Annotated in this window: 17 protein-coding genes and 1 pseudogene; 9 read left to right on the top strand and 9 right to left on the bottom strand. The window is 63.0% G+C overall.

The annotated features are described in order from the left end of the window. The first annotated feature begins 229 nt into the window (after window positions 1-229). The gene (locus J3S28_RS08660) at window positions 230-1,150 is read left to right on the top strand and encodes a LysR substrate-binding domain-containing protein (RefSeq protein WP_207839658.1); all 921 of its coding nucleotides are present in this window, start codon (window positions 230-232) and stop codon (window positions 1,148-1,150) included. A 65-nt stretch (window positions 1,151-1,215) separates the two neighbouring features. Here J3S28_RS08660 and J3S28_RS08655 read toward each other — a convergent pair. The 4 genes and pseudogenes from J3S28_RS08655 to J3S28_RS08640 form a co-directional block, all read right to left on the bottom strand. Further along, a pseudogene (locus J3S28_RS08655) lies at window positions 1,216-1,380 on the bottom strand (IS256 family transposase); the annotation flags it as partial. Between the two features lie 153 nt (window positions 1,381-1,533). After that, entirely contained in the window at window positions 1,534-2,532 is a 999-nt protein-coding gene (locus J3S28_RS08650; RefSeq protein WP_207839654.1) for an NADP-dependent oxidoreductase, read from the bottom strand. Between the two features lie 35 nt (window positions 2,533-2,567). Next, entirely contained in the window at window positions 2,568-3,413 is an 846-nt protein-coding gene (locus J3S28_RS08645; protein WP_207839652.1) for an alpha/beta fold hydrolase, read from the bottom strand. 42 nt (window positions 3,414-3,455) lie between these two features. Then, window positions 3,456-4,346, bottom strand: coding sequence for an alpha/beta fold hydrolase (locus J3S28_RS08640; RefSeq protein ID WP_207839650.1), 891 nt, complete (start codon window positions 4,344-4,346; stop codon window positions 3,456-3,458). A 128-nt stretch (window positions 4,347-4,474) separates the two neighbouring features. On the opposite strand from J3S28_RS08640, the gene J3S28_RS08635 reads away from it, so the two are divergent. Beyond that, window positions 4,475-5,059 (top strand): TetR/AcrR family transcriptional regulator, encoded by a 585-nt coding sequence (locus tag J3S28_RS08635; RefSeq protein ID WP_207839648.1) that lies wholly within the window; start codon window positions 4,475-4,477, stop codon window positions 5,057-5,059. A 54-nt stretch (window positions 5,060-5,113) separates the two neighbouring features. Here the strand turns inward: J3S28_RS08635 and J3S28_RS08630 are convergent, their stop codons facing one another. Continuing rightward, window positions 5,114-5,755 carry a TetR family transcriptional regulator gene (locus tag J3S28_RS08630; RefSeq protein WP_207839646.1) on the bottom strand — a complete coding sequence of 214 codons (642 nt, stop codon included), beginning with the start codon at window positions 5,753-5,755 and terminating at the stop codon, window positions 5,114-5,116. A gap of 120 nt (window positions 5,756-5,875) precedes the next feature. Between J3S28_RS08630 and J3S28_RS08625 the strand changes: the two genes are divergently transcribed. From J3S28_RS08625 to J3S28_RS08615, 3 genes are all read left to right on the top strand, one after another. After that, on the top strand, window positions 5,876-6,034 hold the full coding sequence (locus tag J3S28_RS08625; RefSeq protein WP_207839644.1) for a hypothetical protein: 159 nt from the start codon (window positions 5,876-5,878) through the stop codon (window positions 6,032-6,034). 113 nt (window positions 6,035-6,147) lie between these two features. Then, entirely contained in the window at window positions 6,148-7,962 is a 1,815-nt protein-coding gene (locus J3S28_RS08620) for a linalool dehydratase/isomerase domain-containing protein (RefSeq protein ID WP_207839642.1), read from the top strand. After that, window positions 7,959-8,843 (top strand): oxygenase MpaB family protein, encoded by an 885-nt coding sequence (locus J3S28_RS08615; protein WP_207839640.1) that lies wholly within the window; start codon window positions 7,959-7,961, stop codon window positions 8,841-8,843. The genes J3S28_RS08620 and J3S28_RS08615 overlap by 4 nt, the downstream gene beginning before the upstream one ends. Window positions 8,844-8,942: 99 nt before the next feature. Here J3S28_RS08615 and J3S28_RS08610 read toward each other — a convergent pair whose 3' ends face one another. Continuing rightward, window positions 8,943-9,995 (bottom strand): ferredoxin--NADP reductase, encoded by a 1,053-nt coding sequence (locus J3S28_RS08610; protein WP_207839638.1) that lies wholly within the window; start codon window positions 9,993-9,995, stop codon window positions 8,943-8,945. A gap of 190 nt (window positions 9,996-10,185) precedes the next feature. Here J3S28_RS08610 and J3S28_RS08605 point away from each other — a divergent pair, with 190 nt between their 5' ends. From J3S28_RS08605 to J3S28_RS08590, 4 genes are read left to right on the top strand one after another with little or no spacing between them, the layout of a single operon-like run. Beyond that, window positions 10,186-11,136 carry an alpha/beta hydrolase gene (locus J3S28_RS08605; RefSeq protein WP_237341338.1) on the top strand — a complete coding sequence of 317 codons (951 nt, stop codon included), beginning with the start codon at window positions 10,186-10,188 and terminating at the stop codon, window positions 11,134-11,136. Window positions 11,137-11,143: 7 nt separating this feature from the next. Next, the gene (locus J3S28_RS08600) at window positions 11,144-12,016 is read left to right on the top strand and encodes an SDR family NAD(P)-dependent oxidoreductase (protein ID WP_207839634.1); all 873 of its coding nucleotides are present in this window, start codon (window positions 11,144-11,146) and stop codon (window positions 12,014-12,016) included. Between the two features lies 1 nt (window position 12,017). Further along, window positions 12,018-12,944, top strand: coding sequence for a ferritin-like domain-containing protein (locus tag J3S28_RS08595; RefSeq protein WP_207839633.1), 927 nt, complete (start codon window positions 12,018-12,020; stop codon window positions 12,942-12,944). Then, window positions 12,941-14,446, top strand: a complete 1,506-nt coding sequence (locus tag J3S28_RS08590) for a flavin-containing monooxygenase (protein ID WP_207839631.1) — start codon at window positions 12,941-12,943, stop codon at window positions 14,444-14,446. Before J3S28_RS08595 ends, J3S28_RS08590 begins: the two co-directional genes overlap by 4 nt. On the opposite strand, the gene J3S28_RS08585 is transcribed toward J3S28_RS08590, so the two are convergent. The 3 genes from J3S28_RS08585 to J3S28_RS08575 form a co-directional block, all read right to left on the bottom strand. Beyond that, the gene (locus J3S28_RS08585) at window positions 14,443-15,276 is read right to left on the bottom strand and encodes a sugar phosphate isomerase/epimerase family protein (RefSeq protein ID WP_207839629.1); all 834 of its coding nucleotides are present in this window, start codon (window positions 15,274-15,276) and stop codon (window positions 14,443-14,445) included. The two genes, J3S28_RS08590 and J3S28_RS08585, sit on opposite strands and share 4 nt — an antisense overlap. A gap of 6 nt (window positions 15,277-15,282) precedes the next feature. Further along, window positions 15,283-16,152 (bottom strand): SDR family NAD(P)-dependent oxidoreductase, encoded by an 870-nt coding sequence (locus tag J3S28_RS08580; RefSeq protein ID WP_207839627.1) that lies wholly within the window; start codon window positions 16,150-16,152, stop codon window positions 15,283-15,285. After that, a partial coding sequence (locus J3S28_RS08575) for an LLM class flavin-dependent oxidoreductase (protein ID WP_207839625.1) occupies window positions 16,149-16,661 on the bottom strand: 513 nt, incomplete at its 5' end. The genes J3S28_RS08580 and J3S28_RS08575, both read right to left, overlap by 4 nt.

The raw sequence follows: 16,661 nt of genomic DNA, 5'->3' as shown, positions 1-16,661 counted from the left end.
CGGCGAGGACGATCTGATCCGGGGTGTTCATGGACGGCGCGAAGACGCAGTTGATTTCGATGATTTTGAGCTCCTTGTCCCACAGCGATGGGGTGGCGTCGACTGTGTGGTGCGGCGCTGCCTGAGTAGTTGGTGTACGGGCACCACGTGTTTCTGTCTAGAACCACAGTGACACCCCTCACAAGGCATGTAAAACTATAAGAATCAACGTCTGCGTTAAGGAAATGTGATGGCCGTGAAATACACGCTTCACCAGCTCGAATACCTCGTAGCTATCGCCGACACGGGATCAATCAGCGCGGCTGCGGCCGCATCGCACGCTTCTGCAGGGGGAGTGTCTCAGGCAATTGGGGAGCTCGAGAACCGTCTCGGGACAGCTCTGTTCATCCGGCGCAAGGCCAAAGCGGTCACCCTCACCGCCGCCGGAGCGCGAGTCCTGGCAGACGCGCGCCGTATCCTCGCAGCCGCCGAGGAGCTGCAAGCCAGTGCCGGAGCTACCCAGAACGAAATCACCGGCACACTATCGGTCGGTTGCTACTCCACCTTGGCCCCGTTCGTCATACCGCCAATGCTCGACGACTTCGGTGGCCATCACGACGGCCTCGACGTCCAGGTCCTCGAAGGCTCCGCCGACGAGATCGTCGGAGCCCTCACTGACGGTCGATGCGAAATCGGATTCCTCTACGGCAACGATCTCCGCGATGGGCTCGACTCTACCGTCGTCCGGACCACCAAGCCCTACGTCATCCTCGCGGCCGACCACCGGCTCGCAAGCCACCCAGCAGTACGCCTGGCAGACCTCGCCGACGAACCGTTGATCATGTTCGACGTCCCCAGCGCCCGCAACGCCGCCCAAATGCTTGCCTCCCTAGGACTCACCGCGCGAATCAGACACTTCAGCTCGAACATTGAAGTCGTTCGCGGACTCGTCGCGCGCGGCATCGGATACTCCATCCTCATCCAACGCTGGCCCATCAACATCAGCTACGAAGGCCGGCCCGTCGTCGCCAAACCCATCATCGATGTCGCCATAGAACGAAGAATGGTCCTGGCCTGGCCGTCTGGACTTCGGCAGACACGACGGTCTCTCGCCCTGATTGAGTTCTGCCGCAACGAATTCTTGGATGATCCCACCGACCTGACTTTCTGACCCCCTCAGATTACGATCGCGCGCCTGAACTCTCGTCGCCGGACGCGAAACTGAACGCCACTGTTGACTTCAGCATCCAAGGTCTCCCGAACGTTCTTGGTGAGTAGATCGAGAAACCCGTACGGGCCCATCAACTCCGCGCCCTGCTTCTTGGCCTGAGCCAGCAGTTGCTCGGCCAACTGCTTCTGATCCATCTCAGTCTCTGCCACGGAATCTCGTGTTTCGGTCATCGTCGATGGTTCCCACCAAAGGTTAGCTCGGCGCGTGGAACCAATGACCGGATCAACCGTCATTCGACAGTCCCGCGGTGCCCGAAGTGGTCGGCCAAAGACGCTGATTGCCATGGCGGTTCGCCGTCGCCACGCGACGACGACGGGAAGGTCTCAGTTGTGGGTGATGACGACTTTGCCGGCTTTTGTCTTACCGGCTTCGACATAGGTGAGTGCTTCGACGGTCTTGTCGAACGGGAACGTGGAGTCGATGACGGGTCGTAGGTGGCCGGCGTCGTAGAGTGCGGCCAGAGTGCGGAGTTGCTCTCCGCTGGATTGCGTGAAGAAGAACGAGTACCGTACGCCGCGCTTCTTTGCTGCTGCCCGGACTTTGCGGCTGAGCAGGGACAGGATGACCTTGAAGGGTGCAGGGGCGCCGAGTTGAGTGGCGAATCCCGCGTCGGGTGGGCCGGTCACACCGACAGCTAGGCCTCCGGGGGCGAGGACGGTCAGGGTTTTCATGAGGTTGTCGCCGCCGACGGCATCGATGGCGAGGTCGTAGCCGGAGAGCACGTCGGCGAAATCGGTGGTGCGATAGTCGATCACGACGTCGGCGCCCAAGCTGGTGACCAGATCCGTCGACGCGCTGCCGGCGGTCGTGGCCACGTGTGCGCCGAGGTGTTTGGCCAACTGGATCACGGTCGACCCCAGACCGCCGGCGCCGGCATGGACGAGGACTTTCTGGCCGGGCCTGATGTGGGCCTTCTCGACGAGCATCTGCCATGCGGCCAGGGCGACAAGCGGAACCGCAGCCGCTTCTTCGAACGAGAGTGTCTTCGGCTTGTGGGCCGCGTCGTCCTGGTGGATGGCGATGTATTCGGCGAACGTTCCGACCCTCAGGTCGCGGGGTCGGGCATAGATTTCGTCGCCGATGGCGAAGTCGGTGACTTCGGCGCCGATGTCGGTCACGACGCCGGAGACGTCGTGTCCCAGGATGACGGGCATCGGGTATTTGAGGAGTTGTTTGAACTCGCCGCTTCGGACCAGTTGATCGAGTGGGTTCACGCTGGCGGCAATTACTTTGACGTAGATGTCGCGCGGTCCGAGGGTGGGTGTGGGTACTTCGGCGGCGTGAACTGGGCCTTTGTATCTGTCGATGACGAATGCTTTCACCAGGTGCTTCTTTCTCGAGTCGGTTGATTACTGGGTCAGGTGTTGTCGGGGCCGTCGAGGAACTCAAGGACCTCGGGTACGAACTCGCGGTAGTGCTGGAAGACGCCGCCGTGGCCGGAGTCGGGGTAGATCACGACTTTCGCGTTGGGCAGTCGGTTGGCCAGATCCACCGAGTGTTCGCTGGCGACCATCACATCGTGATCGCCGTTGGCCACCAGGACCGGTTGGGTAATGGCCGAGAGGTCATCGGGTGCGGCTTTGCCGCCGGCGATGATGGCCCGCAGCTGTGCCAGGCGTGCCTGCACCGAGATGGTGGTGTCGCGGTCGGTGGTGCGTTCGGCGAGCCGGTCGAAATACGCTGCGGCAGCTCGTTTGCCATCGGGGGTACGTGGGAAGAAGAGGTAGTTGCGGGCATCTTTCCGGGTGAGGGCCGCTTTGAGGTAGGCGCCGCCGACGATGGTGGCCATCTTGTCGATGCCGCCGCCGCCACGCGGTCCGGTGCCGGCCAGCACGATCTTGCGCACGAGGTCGGGCGCCCTGAGCGCGACGACCTGGGCGACGGCGCCGCCGAGGGAGAAGCCGAACAGGTCGACCTTGTTCAAACCAAGGGCGCGGATGAAAGCTATGGCATCGGTGGCCATGTCATCAATCGTGGTGGGAACTTTCGATCCGGATCCACCGACTCCACGGTTGTCGAAGGCGATGACCCGGTGTTTGTCGGCGACGCCGTCGATCACCCGGGGATCCCAATCGTCGAGGGTTGCGGTGAAGTGGTGCAGGAACACCACCGGCACACCGCGGGTCAGGCCGAGGTCGCGATAGACATAGCGGACGCCATTGACGTCGATGCTCTTGGTGGGGGCGTTCTTCCAGGCGGTCATGCCGCAACTCCTTCAGAGGTCGAGTGCAGGTTGCAGGTGCGGCTACGCCGCGAGGAACTCCAGTGCAGCGGGAACGAATTGGTTGTGTGCCTGGAAGATTCCGCCGTGTCCCGCGTCGGGGTAGATGCGCAGGGTGGCGTTCGGCAGACGGTGGGCCAGGTCGTAGGAATTGCTGGTCGGCACCATCCGATCGTCTTCGCCGTTGGCAACCAGAACGGGGTGGGTGATTGCGCTCAGATCGGCCGGCGCCGCGGTGCCCCAGCTGTGGATCGCGCGAAGCTGAGACCGGAAGGTTCTCAGCGAGATCTTTTGGTCGCGGTGGGTTGTCCGTTCACCCAGGCGGGCGATGAACTCTCGCGACTGTGCCTTGCCGTGGGCGCTGCGAGTGAAGAACAGGTGCTGTTTAGGATCTTTGCGTCTCAGGACGGCTGTGATGGAGTCTGCGTAGGTCACGCGGGTGACCTTGTCGATACCCGCGCCCCCGGCTGGGCCGGTACCGGCGAGGATGATTTTGCGGACCAGCGCGGGGCGCTCGGCGGCGATGACCTGCGCGATGAATCCACCCATCGAGAAACCGAACAGATCGACTTTCTCCAGGCCCAGGGCGTCGATGAAGGCGATTGCGTCGTGGGCCATCTCCTCGATGGTCTCCGGCGTTCTGCCGCCCGATCCGCCGACGCCGCGGTTGTCGATGACTACCACGCGGTGTTGCGCGGCGATGCCGTCGACGACGCGTGGATCCCAGTTGTCGAGAGTGGCACCGAGGTGGTTCAAGAACACCACCGGGATTCCTTCGGCCGGCCCGTAGGCGCGGTATACGAAGTCGGTGCCGTCGACCGAGATCGTCTGGTTCGCAACGGTTGTCCATGATGTGGCCGGTGCTACGCCCGGCGATGCGAGTTCGTTGCTGTTGTTGACGTTGTGGCCTGTCATGTGTGCCTCCCACGGTGGTAAACAGATCTGTGTACCCACACGGTAGGACGCCTGAGGGCAGATGTAAACAGATCTGTGTACTATTAGTGGGGCAGGCAACAGTTCGAGTTGATTGATCGGTGGGTTCGATGGCAGAAGCAACAAACACCGACAGCCCAGGCCGGGGCGGTCGGGGGGCCCGGGACCGCATTCTCGCGAGCGCGGCCGAACTCTTCTATGTGGAGGGGATCAATGCAACGGGTGTCGACCTGATCGCCTCTCGAGCCGACGTGTCCAAAAGGACTCTCTACAAATACTTCCCGAGCAAGGCCGCGTTGGTGGAGCAATACCTCGCGTTTGTTCGCGAGATGGTCACCGACCCTCGGGCGGCCGACGCAGACGGGCCGCGGGAGCGCCTGATGTTGCTGTTCGAGGTCCCCGAACCCGGTGAAGGTCGGATGCGTGGCTGCCCGTTCCACAACGCTGCCGTCGAAGCTGCCGCCGTGATGCCAGAGGTCGCGGACTTCGTGCAACTGCAGAAGCAGGCGTTCGCCGCCGCAATCATCGAACTGTGCCGCGAATACGGCGCTACCGATCCCGACCTGCTGGGGCACCAGATCGCGCTGCTCTACGAGGGCGCAGCTGCGCTGTCGACATCCCTCAACGACCCGCAAGCGTGGGCGTATGCACGAATAACCGTCGAGGCGCTACTCGATCAATCGCGAGCCGACTGACCTATACCGTTGTCGACCTGGATGTGCCTTCCTGGGATGGCCATCTCGGCTGGTTCAGCCTGGTGGGTCGAGCTCGAGAATGCGGTTGACCGCGTCGACGCCGAGGGCGGCGAGCGTGGCCACCAGCTCCCCGCGTTCAAGCGTCACGTCGCCGCGCAGCCAGAGCGCGACCCCCTCGGTGGTACCTCCGACCAGCACGCGGGCGATGAGCTGAGCTCGTGGGTCATCGGCACGGTCGTTGGCGAGGAGGGTTAGCAGTTGGCTCACGAAACGGGCCACTGCATGATCTCGCGCTGCGCGGAGCCCGCGGTTTCCGGGCGCCTCGAGATACAGACGTGCGACCCGTGGATCGTCGAACGCGATGAGGATCTCTTCGACCGCGACTTCGATCAGTCGGGCTCTCGACGCTTCCCTGTCGAGTTTCGCGGTTGCTGCGGCGATCCGATCGGCCGCCTGTGAGAGCACGTCGGTCAGTGCCTCTCCGGTGAGATCGTCGAGATTGGAGAAGCTCAGGTAGAGATGCCTTTTCGAGACCGATGCGTGCTCACAGATCGCTCCTATGCTCAGCGATTCGATACCGCCCTCGTGGACGAGGTCGAGGACGGCTTCGATCAGCCGATGTCGGCGCAATAGTCGGCGCTCTGTAGCGCTTTGCCCACCGTAGTGTCGCCCGGCGGGCTCGGTGGTCGGCGTCACGTGCTCATAGTGCCAGTGCCGGTGACCCGCTGTCCTGTGCCGGTCCGAACGTTGACGGCGAGCGGCTACCCACCTAGGCTAACCGAAACCGAAACGTTGCGGTTTCAGATGGAGGTCCCGATGCTGTGTTGCGCTATCTTGCTGCTGCTGATGATTGGCCTGCGCAAACTTTTCGTCATCGCCTCGTGCACCGGGCGAGAGGTCTCGTCGGCGACGGCGATGCCGCCGGCCGCACGGCGGGTTGTCACACCGGGGCTGCAGATCTCGGTGGTCCGGTGATGAGGGCGACGCCGGTTGTGCGGCCCGGTCGGTGGGTTCCAGCGCGTCTGTTGCCCACGTCGCGGCCGTTGCTGTCGCCCGTGACCCGAGGAAAGTTCCGCAGAGTTGTTGCGGTGTACGCACTTCTGTGGACCGGTGGCCTACTGGTCACCGCCATGGGCAACCATGTGGCCGGCGTCGCGGCCATGGGGCTGCTGTTTCCCGGCGGCGGTCACCTGGCATCGGGGCATGTCGCGCACGCGGCGATGGCAGTGGCCGCGTTTGGGCTCGCTGTTCTGGTGTGGTGGATGATCGGTGCGGTCATCGCCCCGATCATCGTATGGTTGGCGTTCCTGCTCGAAGCGGCTGTCACTCATTCTCATGCTCACCTGTCGGTCACTTGGATCGCTGTCACCGCCGGCCTGGTTCCGGGTGTGGTGGTCGTTGCGTTCGGTGTTCACGTCCTGCGTCACCGTCATCAAGTGGCAATTGCGCGGTCGCTGAACACCGAACTGGCGGATGTCACGTACTTTCGGACGGCGGTGCCGTCGTCTCCCGAACCGCCGGTTGGGGAGGCTTCGGCAGATGATCTGGCACATTGTCGCTTTGCGCTCGACCTTGCGTTGCAACCATTGTCGGAGTTCGCCGGGTTCGATCGCCGCGACCAATTCCGTGAGGCAGCACTTCGCTATCAGCTCAGTGTCCTGGGCTACGCGCTGTCGATGTACCGCTACACGCGGACCCCGGCGTTCTCCGGGTACCTGGCCGAAGCGCAGGAAAGGTCGATCCTCAAAATGGGGGACAAGCGGGTCTGGGGCTACTGGGCGCTGGAAAATGCCTGGGGTCGACTGTCTCTCGGCCGCGATCCGGTCGACAACCACGACAACGTGATGCTGACCGGATGGCAAGGAGCCGCGGTCGGGATGTACGAGAGCTTCGGCGACAACCGATTCTCTAGGCCAGGAGGCCTGACCTACACCTGGTCCGACAGTCAACAGTATCGGCACGACTTCCACGACCTGGCCGAATCCATCCACCGCAACATGCGCCGGTCGGCTTACACACTGTTCTCCTGCGAACCACGCTGGATCTATCCCGTCTGCAACACCTTTGGAGTGAACACGCTCATCGCGCATGATCGGTTACACGGTACGGACTTTTATACCGATCTCAGCGACGCGATCGCGCGAGCGTACGAACAGGATTTCACCCGCCCGGACGGCAAACTCATCGGTGTCCGCAACGAGAGCCTGGGGCTGTCATGGAACATCTGGGCCAGCGAAGGCGTCAGTCTGCCGACGACCTACTGGATGAACGCCTTTCTGCCAGATCAGGCGCATCGGGCGTGGTGGCTGACGAGACGAAACTCGTTGGAGCTCGATGGGAAGCGTTTTCTTCTCCCGCGGACGGCGGCCAACCGTTGCGACGTCGGCAACTACTCGTTCGGTAGTGACTCGTTCGCCCAGACTTTTCTCTCGCTGACTGCTCGCGAGATGGGAGATGACGACGTTGCAGACTCCGCGTTCGCGTACGTCGATGCGAAGGAACACGTCGAACGCCAGGCGGGCGTCGCACGGTACGAAGGATTGTCCACGCAGGGCAACCTGTACTCGCTGCTCTCACGGTTCGCGCGGCCGGCGGCCAATCGGGACTTGATTGGTGCGGGCCTTCCCGCCCATTGGCTCGCGGGCCCTCGTCTCGCCGAGGCCGCATACCCGGATGTTCTGGTGGCCCGCGCCGTCACCGATGGTCAGGCGCTGGACTTGGTCCTCTATCCCGGCGATGGTGGCGTTCGCACGACGCTGGTAATCGATCAACTCCGACCGGACCGCCGATACGCGGTGGTGGGAACCCTCGACTCGACGGTCGAAGCAGACCGCCACGGCCGAGCACGCATGGATCTCGACATCGAAGGACGCACCGTCGTCCGAATGGAGCCCACCTCATGAAACTACGTCCCGGTCACCTCGTCTCCCGACGGATCAGCACGTTGGATCCGGTCGTCGACGCCGCCGAAATAGCTCGGCTGTCCCTGGTGACCCTGCACGGCAATCCATCTCTCACCTACGCCCTGTTCACTGTTGCGTTCATGAAACAGGTGGCGGTTCCGACCATGGCGCGAATTCTGTACCGCCGCGGAGGTGGGGACATCATGCAGTTCCCGGCGAGGCGCAACGACGATACCCTGCTGTTCTTCGGGCAATTACTCGATCACGGACCGACGTCGCCGACCGGACGGGCCTGGATCGCGCGCCTGAACCAGATCCACGCGCATTTCCCGATCCGCAACGACGACTCGTTGTACACGCTCTCGACCCTTGCGCTCGATCCACACCGGATCACCTCGGACCTCGCGCATTCTCCCTTCACCCCAACAGAATTGGAAGCACAGTGGCGCTTCTGGCGTTCGGTGGCCGAACTGCAGGGTCTCGACGGCCTGCCCGAAACACGCGAAGCGCTCGAAAGATGGGCACGGTCCTACGAGCAACAACAGTTCGCACCGACCACTGAGGGTCGTGCCGTCGCTCGCTCGCTGATCGAGGCGTTCGCAGAGCGTGTTCTGCCCCAACACCTGAGGCCGTACGCGGACCACATCATCTCGGCGTTCTGTCCACCGAATCTCCGGCAGGTTCACGACCTACCGCACCCCTCACGGCCACTGCAACTCGCGACCCGAGTGGCAGTCGCGACGTACGCCGGGTCCACGCCGCTGCGCCTGGTCGACCTCGACCGATCTATGGTCAACACATTCGGAGTCCGAGAATACGGCGAGCGGCCGCCGTCAGAGGTTGGCTACCAACGGTCAAAGCGCGAGGACCAACCCAGCTGAGAAGGCGAGCGATGACCAGGGCTTGAGCGGTGTCACGTCACCACAACTCCCGCGCAGCCGATAAGCGGTATCCATGTCGGCTCGGAGTCTCGCGGCGGGTTATTCGACGACCATGTCGATGCTGTCGGAGACAGGGACGGACTGGCACGCGAGTCGTACGCCCTTTCCCATTTCGTAGTCGTCGAGCGTGTCGTTGACACGCATCTCGACGTTGCCGGCTTTGAGTGTGAAAGCGCATGCGCCGCAGTTGCCTTCGCGGCAGACGAAGGGAGCGTCGATGCCATGGTCGAGCATCGCATCGAGGAGAACGGTGTCGGGTGGGCAGTGGAAGGTATAGTCCTCGCCCTCGACCTCTGCGGTGACCGGCGTTCCCACGTCCGTCGCGCCGGGGGGACCGGCGACCGACGTATGGAACGGGTTGGCCTGGATGGACGTGAAGACCTCACGGTAGATGGCATCGGGGGAGAGTCCCGCGGCAACGAGGGCGTCGTGCGCGAGGTCCATGAATACCTCAGGGCCGCAGAGGTACGCATCCGAGGCGGGCGATGAAGGTACCAGGTTGCGCAGTCCGATCGCGGTCGGCATGCCGTGGTCGGACTCGAGCCAATGGATCACCTCGAGGCGGGTTGGATGGCGTTCGACAAGGTCGTCCAATGTCTCGGCGAACATCACCGATTCTGCCGATCTGTTCGCATAGATCAGCACGACCCGCTCGTGGTGGGCTGCCAGCGCAGTTTTGAGGATGGACAGTACCGGGGTGATACCGCTGCCGGCCGCGACGAGCACGAGTGGTCTGTCCCACCTCGACGGCACGAATGAGCCCGCGGGCCGTAGCGCCGACAGGGTCAAACCGACGGTCGCGTTGTCACAGAGCCAATTGGACGCGTATCCGCCCGGGGTGCGTTTGACAGAGATCGCCGGTCGAGCGTCGCAATCCGGGCTGCTGGAGAGCGAGTAGCACCGTGCTACCGAGCGGTCCTGCTCATGCGGGATCTCGAGGGTGAGGAATTGTCCGGGTCGGTAGTCGAACGGCGCCGGACGGTCGGTGCCGGGGGTGGACAAGACGAGGGTGACGGCGTCTGGCGTTTCCTCGATGACGTTCTCGACCTGCAGTCGAAGGGTTCGTGCACTGGTGGCCGAATCGGTGGTCAAGAGGCATCCTTTCGTGCATTGTCTGCACTCGACCAACGCTGGTCGGCTTGCTCCGGGATCAGGTCCGCTGATCTGTCTCTGAACCGTACCATTGACAAATGGCACAGTTTCCGATGATGCTGTGGTTATGACAACGAGAGGCGCCGTCGTGCCACCGCGAGGATCCCGGCGGTCCCGGTGTGCGGCGCGGATGACGGCGTCGACGCTCCGTCCGATCGCGTCCCGGCTTCCGTACGACAAGGGTGGTGTACAGGTGGCGCGGGTACTCGTCGAGGTCGCAATGCGTGTGTGCGGCAGTCGATTGCGTGGGACCAGGGTCACAGCGATCAGTGACGACGGTGTCGTCGGCGAGTGGGTGGATGCCACCAGACCCGGATTCCCGGACGGGAGTGTGTCGGGAGCGGCGGGCGGGGTCGTGCTGTACCTGCACGGCAGCGCCTATGCGATCTGTTCGGCGCGCACGCACCGTGGCCTGGCATCGCGGCTCTCCCGGGAAGCAGGCCTGCCGGTGTTCGTGGTGGACTACCGACTCGCACCCGAGCACCCGTTCCCGTCTGCCGCAGACGACGTCGAGCGGGCATATCGGTGGCTGTTGGGGCGCGGTTATGACCCGGGCAGCATCGTCGTCGCGGGAGATTCCGCAGGCGGGCACCTGGCGCTCGACCTGGTGATCGACAATGCCCGGCGGTCCGTACCCCAGCCTGCCGCGGTGGCGCTGTTTTCCCCACTGATCGACCTGACGTTTGATTTGGCCGAGGGCCGCGAGCGTGTGCGGCGCGATCCGATGATCTCCGCTGCCGGTGCGCGGGCGCTGACCACGCTTTACACATCCGGTCACGAACCCGATATCCCGCGCCTGCGACTGGCGGTCGAGGCCGGGACGGCACTGCCGCCTTTCCTGGTGCAGGCCGGCGGCGCCGAGATGCTCGTCGCCGACGCCGAATATCTGCGCGACCTCGTGGAAGCCAACGCGGGAACGTGCACGCTCGAAATCTGGCCCGATCAGATGCATGTATTTCAAGCGCTTGATCGCATCTCTCCGGAGGCGACGCCCGCGTTGCGGCGGGCGGCACAGTTCCTCCGCACCGAGCTCGATCACAGCGCAGCCTCCATCGACCAGTCCGCTCTACAAGAGAAATAGAGAAATCATGTTCGGATTCCGATCTACCCCGTCGCCGTCGTACGGCGCCGACGCCGTGGTGACAGGCGCGGGAAGCGGCATCGGCCGCGCCTTCGCCATCGAACTCGCCCGGCGAGGTGGCCGCGTCGTATGCGCCGACATTTCCCTCGAACGCGCCGAAGAGACCGTCCGACTTCTTTCAGGCCCCGGCTACCCAGTGCAGTGCGACGTCGCCGATCAATCGCAGGTGGAAGATCTCGCCCTGTTCGCCGAACTCGAATTCGGCGGTGCACCAACGGTGGTGATCAACAACGCCGGCGTCGGCATCGGCGGACAACCGGTGGGAAACGTCGGCCTCGAGAACTGGAATTGGGCCCTGGGCATCAACTTGTGGGGCGTCATCCACGGATGTGAAACCTTTGTTCCTCAGCTGCGCGCGGCCGGGCGCGGCGGTGTCATCAACGTCGCGTCCGCTGCGGGGTTCGCCGCCGCGCCGACCATGGGTCCGTACAACGTCGGCAAGGCCGGAGTCATGTCGCTTTCGGAAACCCTGGCGGCAGAGTTGTCGGGGACCGGTGTGCGCGTGAGCGTCTTGTGCCCGACGTTTGTCAAGACCAACGTGGCCGTCGACGGCCGTATCACTGCGCAGTCGTCTCAACTCGCGCAGAAGCTGATGCGATGGACCGGATTTTCGCCCGACCGCGTCGCCGTCGGCACGCTCGATGCCTTCGACAAAGGCCGCCTCTACGTTGTTCCCCAGCTTGATGCCAAGGCGATCTGGTTGGCCAAGCGACTCACTCCAGCCCTCTATGCCCGCGGTGCCGGGCTGCTCAACCGACTGATGCCGGCTGAGCCGGCCCCGCGCACCCAACTCCAAACAGCTTCAACGACAGGAAAGTGATATGACACAAAACTTCGACTTCGACGCCATGCTGGACAAGATCAAGGACAAACAGTGGGCACTCGCCGACATCGAGTGGGACGCACCGGGTGCGGAGTTGATCAGCCCCGAGTTGCACGCCAAACTCAAGCCGTTCATGTCGGATCTCATGTGGATCGAGAACGTCGGTGCTCGCGGCTTTGCGGCCATGGCGCGCAAGGCCCCGACCGAGACCCTCCGAGACATCTACCGCCACTTCCACGCTGAGGAGCAAAAGCACGCCAACGCCGAGCTGGCGCTGATGCGCCGGTGGGGGATGCTCGAGAACGACGAGATCCCCCAGCCGAACGTCAACGTCAAACTGATCATCGACTGGTTGGATAAGTACTCCGACCAAACGCCTCTCGCTGTGCTCGGCACAGTCATTCCCATGCTCGAGGTCGCTCTCGACGGCGCGCTGGTGAAATTCATCGTCGACGAGATCGACGACCCGGTCTGCCAAGAGGTGTTCAAACGCATCAATGCCGACGAGTCACGGCATCTCGCAGTTGATTTCGAGGTCATCGAGCTCCTTGGTCATGCGAAGATGCGCAAGATCATCGTCGAGACCGTCGGCGCGTGGATGCACCCGTCGCTGATCATCGGCACCCTGCGTTACATTCCGTTGCTGAACAAGATGCGCGACAACATTGTTGCCATGGGTGTCGACGAGGAACGTCTCTACACCGCCATGAAGCGATTCAAGAAGGTCGGTGAGCGCACGCCCTTCCCGAAACGCTTACCCATGTACCGCTTCATCGCCTGGCACGGATCGGTGGTGATCAATCGTGACCACCCGTACCACTATTTGGCCGATTCGATGGTCACCCTGACCGCCAAGTACCCCAAACGCCTGCTCCGCGCCCAGCCCACCTGGTCGAAGGAACTGACCTACGAGCCCGTCGCATGAGCGGCCGTGAAGTGTTGTCCGTTGCTGTCATCGGCGGCGGATTCGCCGGTGTCGGCGCGGCGATCCGACTCAAACAACGCGGGATCGCAGACATCGCCATCTTCGAGCGTGGCACGCGTCCAGGGGGGACATGGCGCGACAACACCTATCCCGGTGCAGCGTGCGATATTCCGTCGCGGCTCTACTCCTACAGCTTCGCCCCGAATCCGGATTGGTCGCACACCTACTCCGGTAGCGCGGAGATCCTCGCCTACGTCGATTCGATGATCGCCAAGTTCGAGCTGGGTTCGTACTTCCGATTCGAACACAACGTGGCCGATCTGACCTGGCATGAGGACTCGTCGTTGTGGGAGATCACCATCGACGACCGTGAGCCGGTCCTCGCGCGCGCCGTCGTCATGGCCTCGGGTCCCCTTGCCAACGTGAGCCTCCCGAACATTCGCGGTATCGACTCGTACGAGGGTGAGAAGATCCACAGCGCCCGGTGGAACCATGACTACGATTTCGCCGGTAAGAAGGTTGCCGTCGTGGGCACCGGCGCGAGCGGCGTGCAGATCGTGCCGGAACTGGTGCGCGTAGCGGACTCGGTGAAGGTCTTCCAACGCACACCCGGGTGGGTTCTTCCGCGTACCAACTTGAGCACACGTCGGGTCACGCGCGAGGTGTATCGGCGTCTGCCGTTCACACAGTCGCTGGCCCGCAAAGCCTGGTTCTGGGGCCACGAATCCGTCGCCTTGGGCGTGGTGTGGAAGTCCCCGTTGACCCGCGTGGTCGAGGGGGTGTCCAAGCTGCACCTACGCGCGCAGGTGCCTGATCCATGGATGCGCCGTCAGCTCACGCCAGAGTTCCGGGCCGGATGCAAGCGATTGCTGATGACCAGTCAGTACTACCCGGCTCTGCAGAAAGACAACTGCACCTTGGTGACCTGGCCGATCGCCAACATTTCTGAGAAGGGCATCCGCACCGTCGAGGGCATCGAGCACCAGTTCGACGCAATCGTTTTCGCGACGGGATTCGACGTATCGAAGGCGGGCACTCCGATTCCGATCACCGGACGAGGCGGCCGCGTTCTCGCCGAGGAATGGAGCGCAGGCGCATACGCCTACAAGTCGGTTGCCGTCTCGGGATACCCGAACATGTACTTCACCTTCGGTCCGAACTCCGGCCCGGGCCACAGCTCAGCGCTGGTGTACATGGAAGCGCAGATCGACTACATCGTCGACGCCATCGCCACCGCAGTGAACCAGAACTTCGTCCTCGACGTCCGCGCGGAGGTGCAGGCGCAGTACAACGATGAGCTGCAACGACGATTGACCAAGACCACGTGGAACTCGGGCTGCTCGAGCTGGTATCTCACCGAAGACGGCTTCAACGCCACCATGTACCCCGGCTTCGCCACGCAGTACGTCAAACAACTCGAGACGGTTGTCTTACCGGACTATTCGGTGACGGCCGCGAACACGGCAGGCGTGGGTGGTGATGTCCTGGTCGGGACTGCTTAGTCGATCATCCTGTCGCATGTCTTCTTCGCATTCGCGGCGACGTGCGCGGCCGGAGCGCCGCGCGCGTCGGCGGAAATCACCTCGGGGCCGATCAACGCGCCCTCCCGGAGGTAAGGGACGACCGCCGCAAACATGCCCGTCACGTCCATCTCACCGTCGCCCGGGAAAAGTCGGTTGTTTGTTGCTTCATCCCAAAGATCAGCTGCGGGCGTGCGGGGCCCGTCGTTGAGTTGAACAGATGTGATGGCGCCCTTCTGTAACGCCGTCAACGGTTCTCTACTATCGGTGGACCGTCCGAAGTGCCAGCAGTCGAACACAATTCCCACATGACTACAGTCGCTGTCGGCAATCAACGAACGTGCGTATGGGATGTCGCGGACCGCGCTGAATGGCATTGGTTCTAGCTGGACAACAAGCGACTCGCTGTGTGCCGTCTCGTAGATCGCTGCCAGTGAATCAACGAGCAGGCCGTGATCGCGGGGGAGTCCCGACGTGTCGACCGCAGAGATGGTGCCTGCTCCAACGGTATGCGCCAAGTCCAAACACTCTCTGGGTGAGTAGGTGTGGAAAACTTCTGACATGCGCAGCTGGGCAGAAGAACTCGTGCCGCCAGAATCCAGCGGTAGCCAACTCGTGACGGGATCCAAGCAAGCCAGTGCTATGCCGTGGTCGTCCGCAAACGCTCGCAACCGTCTTCCGTGCTGCACTGTGCTGCCAGGTGGGCCCACCTCCATCGGTGCAATCGATAGAGCGGTGAACCCGGCGACCGATGCGTGCTGAATCTTCTCTTCGGCGGTCGCAGGTGCAAGTGTTCCGCCCCAAAGGATCACGAGCGACTACCTCGGCCGCACGAGTGCTGAGGCCTCAATGCCTGTGATCTTGCGTACGAGCTTCCGCCGTACGCCGTAAGGCGCCCAACGTGCCAGAGCGGCCATCAATTTGTCGTCGCCGCCGATCCTGGTCCGGAGAGCACCGGAATCGCTCTCGAGGGCATCGCAGATGTCGAGCGCACCCCGCTCTGCGGGTCGGGCTCGCCCGCCCAGGCGTTCCATCCGCACCATGGCAACCGAACCTAGCGAGGCGTACGCGCTGTCGGGATCGATCAGGACCTCGACGTTGGATCCGAACGCGGTGTCGTGGTTCCCGGGCTGAACGATACGAACGTCGACTCCGAAAGGCGCAAGCTCGATATCGAGGGCTTCGGCCCACCCTTCCAGGGCCCATTTCGTCGCAGCGTAGATCGAGTACATCGGATGGGCCGTGTTGACCGCGTTGGAGGTGATCACCGCCACGGTTCCGCTGCCACGCGCGCGCAGCGCGGGCAACAACCGCTGGGTCAGGTCAGCTGCGCCGAAAAAGTTCGTCTCGAAGAGGTGGCGAACCTTGTCGAACGGCATGTCCTCAAAGAACGCAGCGGTGGTGTAACCAGCGCAATGCAGTACGAGGTCAGGAACATCACCTGCGGTGAGAAGCCGGTCGACTGCCTCTGCCCGAGACATGGAATCGGTGACGTCCAACTCGACAACGTCGATCGATGTGGCCGGAAGTTCTGAAACTTTCGCCAGATCGAACAGATGCTGCGCTTTGGACGGGTCCCGCATCGATGCGGTCACACGCCATCCGCGTAGCGCGAGTTCTACACTGATGAGTGCGCCGAATCCACTGGAGGCGCCGGTGATGAACGCGTGTTTCGGGTTCTCGGTCACTGGTGTGCCTTTCCTGCCACCAGCTTGCGCAGGCGGGGCTCGAGGTCTTTCTGGAAGTTGGTCAGGAACCGTTGCTGATCGTGACCGGGTGCGTGGAAGACCAGGTGGTTCAGGCCCGCGTCGGTGTAGGCCTTGACCTTCTCGACGGCCTCGTCGGGATCGGAGGCGACGATCCAGCGTTTGGCGACCTGCTCGATCGGCAGCTCGTCGGCGAGACGTTCCATCTCCGTCGAGGAGTTCACGCTGTGCTTTTGCTCCGGCGTCAGCGACAGCGGCGCCCAGAACCGGCAGTTCTCCAACGCCAGCTCGGGGTCGGGATCGTAGGAGATCTTGATCTCGATCATCCGGTCGATCTCCTCGAAGTTCCGCTCGGCCTTCTCCGCGCCCTCTTTGACCGACGGGATCAGCTTCTCGGTGTAGAGCTCCATACCCTTGCCCGAGGTACAGATGAAACCGTCACCCGACCGGCCTGCGTAGCGGGCCACGACCGGGCCACCGGCAGCGATGTA

Source organism: Williamsia soli (assembly GCF_017377795.1).
Classification (GTDB): Bacteria; Actinomycetota; Actinomycetes; order Mycobacteriales; family Mycobacteriaceae; genus Williamsia; species Williamsia soli.
This window is presented reverse-complemented; position numbering and strand designations above follow the sequence as displayed.

Coding starts and splice junctions, on each gene's coding strand:
- J3S28_RS08615 (WP_207839640.1), top strand. CDS start 7,959: ATGAAACTACGTCCCGGTCACCTCGTCTCCCGACGGATCAGCACGTTG.
- J3S28_RS08600 (WP_207839634.1), top strand. CDS start 11,144: ATGTTCGGATTCCGATCTACCCCGTCGCCGTCGTACGGCGCCGACGCC.
- J3S28_RS08640 (WP_207839650.1), bottom strand. CDS start 4,346: ATGACAGGCCACAACGTCAACAACAGCAACGAACTCGCATCGCCGGGC.
- J3S28_RS08595 (WP_207839633.1), top strand. CDS start 12,018: ATGACACAAAACTTCGACTTCGACGCCATGCTGGACAAGATCAAGGAC.
- J3S28_RS08660 (WP_207839658.1), top strand. CDS start 230: ATGGCCGTGAAATACACGCTTCACCAGCTCGAATACCTCGTAGCTATC.
- J3S28_RS08635 (WP_207839648.1), top strand. CDS start 4,475: ATGGCAGAAGCAACAAACACCGACAGCCCAGGCCGGGGCGGTCGGGGG.
- J3S28_RS08605 (WP_237341338.1), top strand. CDS start 10,186: ATGACGGCGTCGACGCTCCGTCCGATCGCGTCCCGGCTTCCGTACGAC.
- J3S28_RS08625 (WP_207839644.1), top strand. CDS start 5,876: ATGCTGTGTTGCGCTATCTTGCTGCTGCTGATGATTGGCCTGCGCAAA.
- J3S28_RS08590 (WP_207839631.1), top strand. CDS start 12,941: ATGAGCGGCCGTGAAGTGTTGTCCGTTGCTGTCATCGGCGGCGGATTC.
- J3S28_RS08645 (WP_207839652.1), bottom strand. CDS start 3,413: ATGACCGCCTGGAAGAACGCCCCCACCAAGAGCATCGACGTCAATGGC.